Origin of the sequence: Mesorhizobium sp. M1312 (assembly GCF_040318115.1) — a bacterium.
Lineage (GTDB): Bacteria > Pseudomonadota > Alphaproteobacteria > Rhizobiales > Rhizobiaceae > Mesorhizobium.
This window is the reverse complement of sequence record NZ_JAMYLQ010000017.1, coordinates 34,376-48,188: the sequence shown is the minus strand read 5'-3', so window position 1 is coordinate 48,188 and position 13,813 is coordinate 34,376. Positions and strand designations below refer to the sequence as shown.

The following is a 13,813-nucleotide window of genomic DNA, read 5'->3' as shown; positions in this document are numbered from 1 at the left end:
GGCACAGAAACAGTAGCAAAAATGCCCGTCCGTCGCTATCTGGATAGAAATTGAAGCCGCTTACATGCGGATATGACGCGCGAGCGGCGCAAAACGGGTTGGAAACAGGATTATGGCGGCAAGGGATGTGCTGACGAAAAACCAGTTGTGCGTGCTCGAGAAACTCGAGGCCGCCAGCGGGCCGCTCAGCGCCTATACATTGCTCGACCAGCTTCGCGATCGGGGTTTTCGCGCACCGCTGCAGGTCTATCGCGCGCTCGACACGCTGGTGAAGTCCGGCTTGGTGCACAGACTCGAAAGCCTCAATTCCTTTGTCGCCTGCGCCGAGCCGCACGACCACAGCCATTCGATGACCGCCTTTGCCATCTGCGACACATGCGGACAGGTTACGGAATTTTCCGATCATGATGTCGGACACCGGCTCGACGAGTGGGTGCGCTCGACCGGCTTTGCCGCCAAGAAGGCGGTGATCGAGTTCCGCGGCACCTGTGCGAAATGCCTAGCCGAGCCGGCTTAGATGAGGGCAAAGCTCTAAGACAGGGCAAGGAAGCGGATCGGTCTTCGAAGCCTCGCCGGGTGCCAATGATGGGCTCCTAGGAAACGGGCTTTCTTGAGGTATGCCGGATGTGCAGGATCTCGATTGCATCGGCACGGGCGCGGTAGAAAACTTTGTAGGGATAGTGACCTATGAAGAGAACGCGACCGTCAGGGATGTCGGTCGCGTGGCCACTTTCTGGAAATTCGGCAAGTCGGGAAATCCCAGCTTGGATCAGGGAAATGACTGAATAGGAGCCCTGAGGCGACCGCTCTTCGAGGTAGTTGAAGATCGCTTCGCGTTCGGCAAAGGTTTGCCGCGTGAAACGGACCTTCATAGCCTGCGGCGAATGTCGGCAGCGCGAACCGTATCCTCATCTACGAAAGTGCCGTGATCGGCCTCTGCGAGTCCTGCTGTCACGGCGCGGCGCTCTGTTTCCGACGTGGCATACAGACCGGTTCGGCGCGCTTCGATGACGCGGGCGTAGTCGGCGAGCTCCTCCTGGTCTTCGCTAGGCCAAGCTTCCGCGTGCTTCACCAGATTCTCGAGTGCCTTGGTAATCATGGGGGGCAGTATAGCACACCGCTGCTTCTCGTGAACCTTGAACCGAAATACGGCTCAACTGCGGGTGCACCACCTGAGGAAAGTGAGCCACACCAGACACTGCCTTCCTAAACGGGAAGTCAATGAACTAATGAGCCTCTTCCCAATTGTTGGCGGCGCGGGCGTCGACATGCAGCGGCACCGACATCGACACCGCCGGCATCGCGGCGTTCTCCATCACATGGCGCACGACCGGGATCGTCGCCTCGACCTCCGCTTCGGCGGTCTCGAAGACCAGCTCATCATGCACTTGCAGCAGCATGCGGGCGGAAAGCTTCGCCTTTTCCAGCGCATCATCCATGCGGATCATGGCGCGGCGGATGATGTCGGCCGCGGTGCCCTGCAGGCGTGCGTTGATCGAGGCGCGCTCGTTGAAGGCACGGATTGAAGGGTTCGACGATCGTATCTCCGGATAATGGATGCGGCGGCCAAAGATCGTTTCGACGAAGCCGTGTTCGCGGGCATAGGCCTTGGTCGCGTCGATATAATCGCGGATGCCCGGGAAGCGTTCGAAATATTTCTTGATATAGGCGCCGGCCTCTTCGCGCGGGATCGAGAGCTGGTTAGCGAGACCAAAGGCGGAAATGCCGTAGATGATGCCGAAATTGATCGCCTTGGCGCGGCGGCGTATCTCCGCGGGCATGCCTTCGACCGACACGTTGAACATCTCCGACGCGGTGATGGCGTGGATGTCGGCGCCGTCGGCAAACGCCTGCTTGAGCTGCGGGATCTCGGCGACATGGGCGAGCACGCGCAGCTCGATCTGGCTGTAGTCGGCGGAAACCAGCTTGTTGCCCTTGTCGGCAATGAAGGCCGTCCTGATCTTCCGCCCCTCGACGGTGCGTACCGGAATGTTCTGCAAATTGGGATCGGAGGACGACAGTCGTCCCGTCGTCGTCGCGGCAAGGGCGTATGAGGTGTGGACGCGCTTCGTAGAGGGATGGACGAAACCGGGCAGCGCATCGGTATAGGTCGATTTCAATTTGGTCAGCTGGCGCCAGTCGACGATCTTGCGCGGCAGTTCGTGGCCTTCGGCGGCGAGGTCTTCCAGCAGCTGCGCCGAGGTCGACCACTGGCCGGTCTTGGTTTTGGAGCCGCCGGGCAGGCCCATCCTGCCGAACAAGATGTCGCCGAGCTGCTTTGGCGAGCCGATATTGATGCGCTCGCCGACGAGCTGGTAGATTTCATCCTCCAGCCGCGCGGCGCCCTGTGCCAGCTCACCGGAGAGCCGCGACAAGATCTGCCGGTCGACGGAGATGCCGCGCTGCTCCATCCTCGCCAGCACCGGCACCAGCGGCCGTTCCAGCCGCTCGTAGACCGAGACGAGGCCCTTGGCGGCAAGCCGTGGCTTCAGCACCCGCCAGAGCCTGAGCGTCACATCGGCGTGCTCCGCTGCATAGGCCGTTGCCTTGTCGATGTCGACCTGGTCGAAGCCGACGAAGCTTCTTCCAGAGCCGGCCAGATCCTTGATGGCAATGGTCGAGTGGCCGAGCCACTTTTCCGATAGAGCCGCCATGCTGTGGCCGCCGGACGTGCCTGCGTCGAGCACGTAGGAAATCAGCATGGTGTCGTCGAAGGGGGCGACATCGATGCCGTGGCGGCTCATGACGACGAGGTCGTATTTCAGCTCCTGCACGATCTTGAGAACCGACTTGTCCTCCAGCAACGGCTTCAGAATGCCAAGCGCCTCACGGATCGGGATCTGGTTTTCGACCACTCCGCCGCCGAGCAGGTCGCCGTTGCCGCTTTTGTGGGCGAACGGCACATAGGCGGCGCGACCGGGCGCGGTGGCTATGGACAGGCCGATCAGCTCGGCCTGCATCGGATCGGCTGATGTGGTCTCGGTGTCGAAGGCGACGATGCCGGTCTCCATCGCCTCGGCCACCCATGCCTTCAGCACTGCTGTGTCGCGGATGGAGACGTAGGCGCTGGTATCGATCTTGCTGGCAGTGGCGTCCTCGAAGCGAAGCGCCGAGAGAAGCGAAGGGGTGTCGCCTTCCTTGGGTTCCACTTTGATGGTGGCCGGCACCGCTTCCCCGGCCTCGTCTGTCACTGCGCCTGCCGCGCTTTCGGCTGCCGGCACTCCAAACCCGACATCGGGACCATGCGCGGTGTCGGCGCGCTCGATGATGACGGGAACGGCCTTGACATCAGCCGCTTCCGTTCCGGTCGCTTCCGCCACGCGGCGGGTCAGCGAGGAGAATTCCATCGTCTTGAGAAAGCCGATCAGCCTTGGTCCGTCGGGCGGGTGCAACACGAAATCGTCGAGCCCGCCGATCCCCGGCACGTCGTTCTTCAGCGTCACCAGTTCACGCGAAATGCGCGCCTTGTCGGCGTTGGCAATGATCGATTCGCGCCGTTTGTCCTGCTTGATCTCGTCGGCACGGGCGAGCAGCGTATCGAGGTCGCCGAACTGTTCGAGCAGTTGCGCCGCCGTCTTCGGCCCGATGCCGGGCACGCCCGGCACATTGTCGACCGAATCGCCGGTCAGCGCCTGCAGGTCGATCATCTTTTCCGGCGGCACGCCCCATTTCTCGATCACCTCGGGAACGCCGATCTGGCGGTCCTTCATCGGGTCGTACATGGCGACCGAAGGGCCGACCAGCTGCATCAGATCCTTGTCGGAGGAGATGATGGTGGTGTCGGCGCCGGCTTCGCAGGCAAGCCGGCAATAGGTGGCGATCAGGTCGTCGGCCTCGTACCCTTCTGTTTCGAGGCAGGGCAGGTTGAAGGCCCTGGTCGCCTGCCGGATCAGACCGAACTGCGGGATCAAATCTTCCGGCGGTGCCGAGCGGTTGGCCTTGTATTCGGGGTAGAGATCGTTGCGGAAGGTTTTCGACGAATAATCGAAGATGACGGCGAAATGCGTCGGCACGATGCCGACATCGGTGTTGCGGGCGTCCTGCGTCAGCTTCCACACCATGTTGCAGAAGCCGAGCACGGCACTGGTCGGCAGCCCGTCGGATTTTCGGGTCAGCGGCGGGAGTGCGTGATAGGCACGGAAGATGTAGCCGGAGCCGTCGACAAGGAAGAGATGATCGCCTTTTTTCATGGGACGAAGGGATAGCGCGGTGCAGCGTCGTGGTCCATGCCAAAGGCGGCCTCAACCACCGGTTCCGGCAACATCCCTGACAACTCGATCCGATCACGGGTATGTTACGAAAGTGTAATCTTCGTGCCCTTGAATCGCCACGTTCGGAGACACAGATAGACGCCATCGGCATTTTTTCGCCGAGGTCCGGAGCAAGGCCCGTCCCCCGCCTATCCCGGACACTTGCGGCAGCCTATCCCCCTCTCCGGGCTGCCGCATCGTTTCGAGTAAAGGCCGCCGTGGTTCCCCTCCACCACGGCGGCATTTTTTGCCTTTCGACGCCCGTGGTCCAACGACCGCCGGCTTTTCGTTTCTGTCTTGCAGCTTTAGGGTTGCCGCTCAGAAATCGAAAGGCTTGATAAAAATGTCCAGAATTTCTCCCGTACTCGATCGTCTCGACAAAAACCTCGACGAGAGCCTGGAGCGCCTGTTTGGCCTGCTCAGGATCAAGTCGATCTCGACCGATCCGAGCTACGCCGCAGATTGCCGCAAGGCGGCGGAATGGCTGGTGGCGGAGCTCAAGCTGATCGGCTTCGACGCCAGCGTGCGAGACACGCCAGGCCATCCGATGGTGGTGGCGCACCATGACGGGCCAGCGGGCGCGCCGCATGTCCTGTTCTATGGCCATTACGACGTGCAGCCGGTCGACCCGATCGATCTCTGGGAAAGCGACCCGTTCGCACCTTCGGTGAAGGAGATCGACCCCGGCCACCAGGTGATCACGGGACGTGGTTCGGCCGACGACAAGGGGCAGCTGATGACTTTCATCGAGGCTTGCCGCGCCTGGAAGCAGGTGCATGGTGGGCTGCCGTGCCGCATCACGATCCTGTTCGAAGGCGAGGAGGAGTCCGGCTCGCCATCGCTGAAGCCGTTCCTCGAGGCAAATGCCGCCGAACTCAAGGCCGACTTCGCGCTTGTCTGCGACACCGGCATGTGGGACCGCGATACGCCGTCCATCTGTGTCGCGCTGCGCGGGCTGGTCGGCGAGGAGATCACGGTAAAAGCCGCCGACCGCGACCTGCATTCCGGTCTCTATGGCGGTGCTGCCGCCAATCCAATCCGCATCCTGGCCAGAATCCTGGCCGACATCCACGACAAGAACGGCCATGTCACCATTCCGGGGTTCTATGACGGTGTCGAGGAGACGCCTTCGCAGATCCTGAAGTCATGGGAGACGCTCGGCGAGACCGCCGAGACATTCCTTGGGCCTGTCGGCCTGTCGATCCCTTCCGGCGAAAAGGGCCGCTCGGTGCTCGAACTCACCTGGGCGCGGCCGACGGCCGAGTTCAACGGCATTATCGGCGGCTATACCGGCAAGGGGTTCAAGACGGTGATCGCGGCGGAAGCCTCGGCAAAAGTGTCCTTCCGCCTCGTCCACAAGCAGAATCCGCAGAAGATCCGCGCCGCTTTCCAGGCCTTCGTCAGGGAGCGCATCCCGGCCGACTGCTCGGTCGATTTCCACCCGCATGGCGGCTCGCCGGCGATCCAGCTTTCCTACGACTCGCCGTTTCTTGCCAAGGCCAAGGACGCGCTGTCCGACGAATGGCCGAAACCGGCGGTGACGACGGGAAGCGGCGGCTCGATCCCGGTGGTCGGCGATTTCCGGACCTATCTCGGCATCGAATCCTTGCTGGTCGGTTTCGGGCTCGACGATGACCGAATCCATTCGCCGAACGAGAAGTACGAGATGAGTTCCTTCCACAAGGGACAACGTTCCTGGGCACGCATTCTCGATGCGCTGACACGCTGACAGGACAAGAATTCAACTTTCTGTTGATTTTTCATCGCATCGCGGCAAGGACGGGCTAGAGCGACGTGCGTCCAGTCGCGACCGGAGAAGACGATGAGCGATATCCGCTTCCATAAGAACGACCTACCGGGGCTCTTGCACTACGACGTCGGGGCGGTCGCCATCGACACGGAGACGCTGGGACTCAATCCGCATCGCGACCGGCTTTGCGTGGTGCAGATCTCGTCGGGCGACGGTTCCGCCGACATCATCCAGATCGCGCCCGGCCAGAAGAAGGCGCCAAACCTCGTCAGCCTGCTCAAGAACCGCAGCATAACCAAGCTGTTCCATTTCGGCCGTTTCGATCTCGCCGTGCTCTACAACGCCTTCGGCGTCATGCCGGAGCCGGTGTTCTGCACCAAGATCGCCTCGCGGCTTACCCGAACCTACACCGACCGGCACGGGCTGAAGGACATCTGCTTTGAGCTTCTCGGCGTCAGCCTGTCGAAGGCGCAGCAATCGTCGGACTGGGCGGCGGAGACGCTGTCGCCCGAACAACTCGAGTACGCAGCCTCCGACGTGCTCTATCTGCACCAGCTGCACGATGTGCTGACGGCGCGGCTGGCACGCGACAACCGAGCCAAGGAGGCCGAGGCCTGCTTCCGCTTCCTACCGACGCGTGCGAAACTCGACCTGATGGGCTGGGATGAGGCAGACATCTTCGCCCACAGCTAAGGTGGAACCAGGTGTTCGCCACGACGTTCTGTCGGTCGATGGAGGGGATGAAATGGCTGCCAGAAAACCAATCGACACAGCGCCCAGGGATGGCTCCAAGGTCACCGTCTACTGGAAGGACAGCGACGGCGTGATAAACGAATCCATCGCGCAGTACCGGTCGCTAGAGAGGCTGAAAGCGGCCGGCGGCGACTGGGACGAGAACGACACCGGCTGGTGGGCTTATACGGACGGTCATACGCAAAGGAAGGTCGAGCCGATTAGCTGGCGGCCTGCATCCGGGGATGGCGACGACGAATGACGCCGCTGGCGGCGCCGGCTCCTTTCCAATAGGTTGGACATGTTGCAATCGGAGGTCGATTCGGAGCTCTCTGCTCCGCGACCATTCGCTCGGGAGGGATCTGCAATGGGTACTGAGAGCCTGCTCGTCTTCATCATCATCGGTGCCATCGCCGGCTGGCTCGCCGGCCTGATCGTCAAAGGTTTCGGCCTCGGCCTGGTCGGCAATATCGTCGTCGGTATCGTTGGCGCCTTAATAGCCGGCTGGCTCTTCCCAAGGATGGGGTTCGCCATAGGCGGCGGTATATTTGCCTCCATCATCCACGCCACGATCGGCGCGGTGATCCTGCTCGTGCTGATCAAACTGGTGAAGCAGGCCTGATCCTCGAAGCACATCAAGGGCGCGCCATGAAACAGAACATGCTCTATCTCATCATCGGCGCGCTCGTCGTCGTCATCATCGCGCTCGGCGTCTATGTCTATCGCGAGCAAACCAGGCCGAAGGGCGTGGAACTCAAGATCGACGAGAAGGGTATTTCGATCCAGGAGAACTGAGCGCGCGGGGCTGGCGCGGCAAAGGTGCCGATGACCTACCCCATCAGGCCGAAAATTGACGATAAGGCAGGGGCCGCTCCATCCTTCGATGCACCCGGAGAGAAGCCAAGCTGGATATGGAATGAGAGTGACGTATCGACACATCCGCGGTATGATCTTGGTACAGGGAGTTTTGGGGCCGACCCACCTACATTAGGAGGTTGCCATGAGGCACCAAACACTGGACCAACTGCATACGGTGGCAAAGGTACACAGAGACCCAACACCTCCTGCAATGGACCGAACCCAGCGTCTCGAACGTTGGTCAAAACTTCTTGAACGGAAGCCCGACCGACTCCTTACCGCGCTTATCGGGACCGAATATCGTTCGTCGCCCGAGCGCGAAATTATGCGTGGCGAAGGCTCGCCAATATCTGTTGCCTTCGAGGATCCGATCCTGCGCGATGAGGGGCTGAAAGACGACACCTATGGCGAAGCGAAGCGTTTCTTCGAATTGACCGATAATGAGCTCCACGAAATTGTCTGCTACTGCCATGTGGGCGAGACGATGCAATCATCCTGGGCAGCGCTTTCCGTTCGTGCTGCGATTGGCTAACGAATGATCCCCCGGTGCGCGTGACTTTGGTGACAAGGTCATGCGTAGATTGGTTTAGACTAGAGCGCGATCGACCGCATGTTACCGATCGCGCTCTAATGACAAGCATAGATTGCGGCTACCTTGCTAGGGGCGGTCCGCGCCGAACGACTGCGGCTGGGCAGTTGATGAAGAGATGCGAGAAGGCTCCGCCGTCTCGCGAGGGACGCCATTGTCGCAGACCACCAGAAGCAGAACGCAGCGGTGACGTGCCGTAACGCATGCAATTAACTTTGAACCATTTAACCCGCCCTTAAATCGCCGCAACTACTCTTCACCCCGAACGCCATGGAGCGACGTGCGTCCGTTCGGAGAGTGCGCTCCAAGACTTTGAAGCTTCGCATCGTGCTTTCCGAAGATCGATTCTGATTTTCGGGTCGAAGCGACAGGCATCGGGACAGACAGCACAGCGCATGGCGAACCGCAGAGACAGCCGCATCGAACCGAGCTTCGAGGGACCGCCACGGGCGAAATCCTCGGCCGGTTTTTCGGTGAGCGAGGAGGATCGCGTCGTGCCGAGCAACCGCAAGACCTCTGCAAAGCGCCAATCGGCCAAGACAAGATCGTCGCGTCGCGGGCGCGGCAAAAGCCAGCGCGGCCTGTTCGGCGTGCTCGGCCGGTTGGCCTACTGGTGCTTCGTGCTGGCCATCTGGGGCGGCATCGCCACCGCCGGCATCGTGGTCTATTACGGTGCGAAAATGCCGGCGGCCACCACCTGGGCCATTCCCGACCGCGCACCCAATATCAGGATCGTCTCCGTCGACGGAAAGCTGCTTGCCAATCGCGGCATGAGCGGCGGCGAAGCCGTCGGCCTGCATGAAATGTCGGCCTATGTTCCCGAGGCCGTCATCGCCATCGAAGATCGCCGCTTCTATTCGCATTTGGGCATTGATCCGATCGGTCTGTCCAGAGCCATGGTGGCCAACGTTCTCGGCGGGCGTTTTTCGCAGGGCGGCTCGACGCTGACCCAGCAATTGGCGAAAAACCTGTTCCTGACACCCGATCGCACGCTGGAACGCAAGGTGCAGGAAGTGCTTCTGGCGCTGTGGCTCGAGCACAAGCACACCAAGGACCAGATCCTCGAAATGTATCTCAACCGGGTCTATTTCGGCTCTGGCGCCTATGGTGTCGAAGCGGCCTCCCGCCGCTATTTCGGCAAGGGCGCGCGTGATGTCACATTGCCCGAAGCCGCACTCCTCGCCGGCCTGTTGAAGGCGCCGTCGCGACTGTCTCCGGCGCGTGACCCGAAGGCCGCCGAGCAGCGCGCGCAGCTCGTTCTCGCCGCCATGCGCGACGAAGGCAAGATCAGCGCCAAGGAACTGACCACGGCGATGACCGCGCCGGCGTCGCGGGTTGCATCCTACTGGACGGGCTCGGAAAACTATGTTGCCGACACCATCGTGGAAGAACTGCCCGACCTGATCGGCGACGTGCGCGGCGACATCATCGTCAACACCACCGTCGACCTCACGCTGCAGAAGCTCGCCGAACAATCGATCCGCCGGCTGATCGACGGGAGCGGCAAAAAGCTCAATGCCAGCCAGGGCGTGCTGGTGTCGATAGACAATTCCGGCGCGGTACGTGCCATGGTCGGCGGCTATGATTATTCGACCAGCCAGTTCGACCGCGCCTCGGAGGCGCGCCGCCAGCCGGGCTCGGCGTTTAAGCCCTTTGTTTACATGGCGGCGCTGGAGGCCGGCCGTACGCCCGACAGCGTGCGCAATGACGCCCCGATCAGAATAGGCAAATGGACGCCAACCAATTACGGCGGCAAGTATTTCGGCAAGGTGACGCTGGCGACGGCGCTGGCGAAATCGCTGAACTCGGTGGCCGCCCAGCTGACGATGGAAGTCGGGCCTGACGCCGTGGTCGAGGCGGCGCATCGCATGGGTATCGGGTCCGACCTCACGGCCAACACCTCGATCGCGCTCGGCACCTCTGAAGTGACACCGCTGGAATTGACCTCGGCCTATGTCCCCTTCGCCAATGGCGGCTACCGGCCGGAAGTCCATTTCATCCGCCGCGTGACGACAGCCGGCGGCAAGGTGCTCTACGACAACAATGGCGGCGCCGCTCCGCGCGTCGTCAAACCCGAGATCGTCGGCATGATGAACTCGATGATGACCGGCACGGTCGAAATCGGCACTGCCAGGAAGGCGGCCTTTGCCTGGCCGGCCGCCGGCAAGACCGGCACCAGCCAGAATTCGCGCGATGCTTGGTTCATCGGCTATACCGCCAATCTCACCACCGGCGTCTGGTTCGGCAATGACGATGGCAGTCCGATGAAGAAGGTCACCGGCGGCGCGTTGCCGGCGCAGGCCTGGCATGAGTTCATGGTCGCGGCGCATGAAGGCGTGCCGGTGCGGCCGCTGCCTGGAACATGGCGGTCGACGCCTGCGGATACGATCGTGCAAGATGAAATACCGTCCAACACGCCGCAACCGGCGCCGGTGCCGTCCGCTTCGGTCAGCCAATCCGCGCCGTCCGCTCACAAAGGGTCATCGCCTCGGGTCGTGCGTCCCGCCGAAACGGTCGACGCCGACGGCTTCGGCTTGCCGGGCGGTGGCGGCGCAACCGCATCGATCAAGCGCCCGGTGCCGCCCGCCGATGTCGGCGGCCCGGTCAAGAAGCGGCAGACCTCGATACTCGACATCCTCACCGGCGGCTGACCCCCTCGTCATCGCTGCTGTGTTCCGCTACATCTCTGGGTTAAAAGTGCTAGAGCGTACTTTGTGCGTCCAAAGGGACGCACGTCGCCCTAAAGCGCGTCGCGTTTGACCGGCCTCATGTGACGCGCTTTAGGTTGTTGTTTTATGCATGTCGTTATCGCAAAACCGCTGCGCACTTTTGCGCCACATGCATTAGAGAGATCGTGAATGGCCGAGACCGACACCAGAAAGACAATCGTGCTGACCGGCGCCAGCCGCGGCATCGGCCACGCCACGGTCAAGCGCTTTTCACGCGAAGGCTGGCGCGTCATCACCTGCTCGCGCCAGGCCTTTGCCGAGGACTGCCCGTGGCCGGCCGGTCCGGAAGACCACATCAAGGTCGATCTCGCCGACCAGGAGGATGTCGGCATCGCGATCTCGGAAATCCGCCACCGGCTGGAGGCGCATGGCGGCCAGCTTCATGCGCTGGTCAACAATGCCGGCATCTCGCCGAAGCTCAAGGACGGCAACAGCCGCATGAATTCGATCGACACGCCGATGCATGTCTGGCGCGACGTGTTCCAGGTCAATTTCTTCGCACCGATCATGCTGGCGCGGGGATTGTTTAGGGAATTGGCGTCGGCCAAGGGCTCGATCGTCAACGTCACCTCGATCGCCGGCACCCGCGTGCACCCCTTCGCCGGCACCGCCTATGCGACGTCAAAGGCCGCGCTCGGCTCGCTGACGCGCGAAATGGCCCATGATTTCGGCCCGCACGGCATCCGCGTCAACGCCATCGCACCCGGCGAGATCGACACGGCGATCCTGTCGCCGGGCACGGAAAAGATCGTCGAGACGATTCCGCTGCGGCGGCTCGGAACCACGGCCGAAGTCGCCGACATCATCTTCTTCCTGTGCTCGCAGCAGGCCTCCTATGTGACGGGCTCGGAAATCCACATCAATGGCGGCCAGCACGTTTGAGCGATGTTTCGCTCCACTGAACGGAGCTACGTCGCCGGCTTCTCGACCGCCTTTACCGGCAACGCAGGTGCCGAAGCATGTCCGATCACCACTTCGACGATGCCCCGCGCGATCTCGCGCTCACCCATGATGACGGTGTCGGCTCCGAGCCCCTTGAGATGCTCGACCTCGGCATCGGAATGGGCGCGGGCAATGACGTTGATCTTCGGGTTGGCGGCGCGGGCGCGCAGCACGATCTGTCCCGCCTCGAAGGCGTTGGGGATGGCGAGGATCAGCCGCTTCGCGCCCTCGGGATTGGCTGCGGCGAACACCTCGCTGTTCGCCGCATTGCCGGATACGGTTTCGATGCCGTCGTCCCTGAGCTTCGCCAGCGTCTTGTCGGCATCCTCAATGACGAGGAACGGCAGGGCGGCCTCCGTCAATGACGCGCCGACGAGGCCGCCGACACGGCCATAGCCGACCAGGATGGAATGGCCGGCAAGCGCCGTCCTCGGCGGCGGGCCGTCCTCTTTCACCGGTGCTGCCACCGAAGCCAGCTGGCCTGGCTCCGTCGCGGGGCCGATCGGCTTTGCCTCGTCGAGCGATGCTGCCTTGCCGGCGCGCCTTTCCAGCCATGGTTTCATCCGGTCAACGGCAAGGAACATCAGCGGGTTGAGGACGATCGACAGGATAGCACCGGCGAGGATGAGGTCGCGTCCTTGTTCTGGCAGCAGCTTCAGTCCGACGCCGAGCTCAGCCAGGATAAACGAGAATTCACCGATCTGGGCAAGACTTGCCGAAATCATCAGTGCAGTCGGGATCGGATAGCGGAAGGCGACGACGATGGCGAAGGCGGCCAGCGATTTGCCGATGACGATGATGGCCAGTGTCGCCAGGACCGGCCAGCCGTTGCTGATCAGGCTGAACGGGTCAAACAGCATGCCGACTGAAACGAAGAACAGCACGGAAAAGGCGTCGCGCAGCGGCAGCGATTCCTCGGCCGCCCGATGGCTGAGTTCGGACTCGCTCATGATCATGCCGGCGAAGAAAGCGCCCAGCGCCAGTGAGACGCCGAATAGCTTGGCCGCGCCGAAGGCGACCCCGAGCGCGATGGCAAGCACCGCCAGCCGAAATAATTCACGCGACCCGGTATGGGCGACGTAGTGCAGGATCCAGGGGATGACCCGGCGCCCGACCACCAGCATGACGACGACAAAGGCCGCGACCTTGGCCAGCGTGATGCCGACGACACCCCAAATGCCGTAGCTGGCCGGCAGCGACAGCAGGCTGCTATGGGTCTCAACTTGCTGCTGGCCGCCCAGCACGCCAGCCAACGCCGGCAAAAGCACCAACGCCAGCACCATCGCCAGGTCCTCGACGATCAGCCAGCCGACGGCGATGCGGCCACGCTCCGTCTCGATCAGCCGCCGTTCCTGCAAGGCGCGCAACAGCACCACGGTCGAGGCGACGGAAAGCGCCAGCCCGAACACCAGCCCAGCGCCCATCGACCAGCCGAGCATCCAGGCAAGAACGGCGCCGAGTGCTGTCGCGAAGCCGATCTGCACGATAGCGCCGGGCACGGCTATGGCGCGGACCGACAACAGATCCTTCAACGAGAAATGCAGGCCGACGCCAAACATCAAAAGGATCACGCCGATCTCGGCCAGTTCATTGGCGAGGCCGGCATCGGCGACGAAGCCCGGCGTATTCGGCCCGACCAGCACGCCGGCGATGAGGTACCCGACCAGCGGCGGGATGCGGAAGCGATTGGCAATTGCGCCGAAGACGAAAGCCAGCCCCAGACCGGCGACGATGGTGGCGATAAGGGGCGTGTCATGCGGCATGGTCAATGGAGCGCCTTTCAAAATCACGATGTCGGATTGCGTCGCCAAAAAAGCCGCCGCTTTGGCAATATGGGGGTTTGGGTGGCCGCGAGGCAACCCACAACGTCATGAAATCGATGACAAGGATGGCAGAAGGCAAGCCGCCTCAAGGCTGGCAATGTTGCTGCAAAAAAGAAACGGCTTGCGCGCCTGATGCCAGC

The 13,813-nt window shown here is 62.2% G+C and carries 13 protein-coding genes; 9 read left to right on the top strand and 4 right to left on the bottom strand.

Translation table 11 applies throughout. The annotated features are described in order from the left end of the window. Nucleotides 1–112: 112 nt before the first annotated feature. On the top strand, nt 113–517 hold the full coding sequence (locus NKH36_RS19855) for a Fur family transcriptional regulator (RefSeq protein WP_352961567.1): 405 nt from the start codon (nt 113–115) through the stop codon (nt 515–517). A gap of 76 nt (nt 518–593) precedes the next feature. Here the strand turns inward: NKH36_RS19855 and NKH36_RS19850 are convergent, their stop codons facing one another. The 3 genes from NKH36_RS19850 to polA form a co-directional block, all read right to left on the bottom strand. Continuing rightward, nucleotides 594–872, bottom strand: a complete 279-nt coding sequence (locus tag NKH36_RS19850; protein WP_352961569.1) for a type II toxin-antitoxin system RelE/ParE family toxin — start codon at nt 870–872, stop codon at nt 594–596. Beyond that, entirely contained in the window at nt 869–1,072 is a 204-nt protein-coding gene (locus NKH36_RS19845) for a hypothetical protein (protein ID WP_352961571.1), read from the bottom strand. Before NKH36_RS19845 ends, NKH36_RS19850 begins: the two co-directional genes overlap by 4 nt. 154 nt (nt 1,073–1,226) lie before the next feature. Beyond that, nucleotides 1,227–4,190, bottom strand: coding sequence for a DNA polymerase I (gene polA / locus NKH36_RS19840; RefSeq protein WP_352961572.1), 2,964 nt, complete (start codon nt 4,188–4,190; stop codon nt 1,227–1,229). A 403-nt stretch (nt 4,191–4,593) separates the two neighbouring features. On the opposite strand from polA, the gene NKH36_RS19835 reads away from it, so the two are divergent. From NKH36_RS19835 to NKH36_RS19800, 8 genes are all read left to right on the top strand, one after another. Then, on the top strand, nt 4,594–5,979 hold the full coding sequence (locus tag NKH36_RS19835) for a M20/M25/M40 family metallo-hydrolase (protein WP_352961574.1): 1,386 nt from the start codon (nt 4,594–4,596) through the stop codon (nt 5,977–5,979). A gap of 93 nt (nt 5,980–6,072) precedes the next feature. After that, complete coding sequence (locus NKH36_RS19830) at nt 6,073–6,693, top strand: ribonuclease D (protein ID WP_352961575.1); 621 nt, start codon at nt 6,073–6,075, stop codon at nt 6,691–6,693. 52 nt (nt 6,694–6,745) lie between these two features. Next, entirely contained in the window at nt 6,746–6,994 is a 249-nt protein-coding gene (locus NKH36_RS19825; protein WP_352961577.1) for a hypothetical protein, read from the top strand. Nucleotides 6,995–7,099: 105 nt separating this feature from the next. Then, entirely contained in the window at nt 7,100–7,354 is a 255-nt protein-coding gene (locus NKH36_RS19820) for a GlsB/YeaQ/YmgE family stress response membrane protein (RefSeq protein ID WP_065010153.1), read from the top strand. A gap of 26 nt (nt 7,355–7,380) precedes the next feature. After that, nucleotides 7,381–7,527 carry a hypothetical protein gene (locus NKH36_RS19815; protein ID WP_352961579.1) on the top strand — a complete coding sequence of 49 codons (147 nt, stop codon included), beginning with the start codon at nt 7,381–7,383 and terminating at the stop codon, nt 7,525–7,527. A 205-nt stretch (nt 7,528–7,732) separates the two neighbouring features. Further along, complete coding sequence (locus tag NKH36_RS19810; protein WP_352961582.1) at nt 7,733–8,122, top strand: hypothetical protein; 390 nt, start codon at nt 7,733–7,735, stop codon at nt 8,120–8,122. Nucleotides 8,123–8,574: 452 nt separating this feature from the next. Continuing rightward, complete coding sequence (locus tag NKH36_RS19805) at nt 8,575–10,830, top strand: transglycosylase domain-containing protein (RefSeq protein ID WP_352961584.1); 2,256 nt, start codon at nt 8,575–8,577, stop codon at nt 10,828–10,830. A 207-nt stretch (nt 10,831–11,037) separates the two neighbouring features. Beyond that, nucleotides 11,038–11,790, top strand: a complete 753-nt coding sequence (locus NKH36_RS19800; protein WP_027153080.1) for an SDR family NAD(P)-dependent oxidoreductase — start codon at nt 11,038–11,040, stop codon at nt 11,788–11,790. Nucleotides 11,791–11,816: 26 nt separating this feature from the next. Here NKH36_RS19800 and ybaL read toward each other — a convergent pair whose 3' ends face one another. Beyond that, on the bottom strand, nt 11,817–13,613 hold the full coding sequence (gene ybaL, locus NKH36_RS19795) for a YbaL family putative K(+) efflux transporter (protein WP_352961586.1): 1,797 nt from the start codon (nt 13,611–13,613) through the stop codon (nt 11,817–11,819). Nucleotides 13,614–13,813 lie beyond the last annotated feature (200 nt).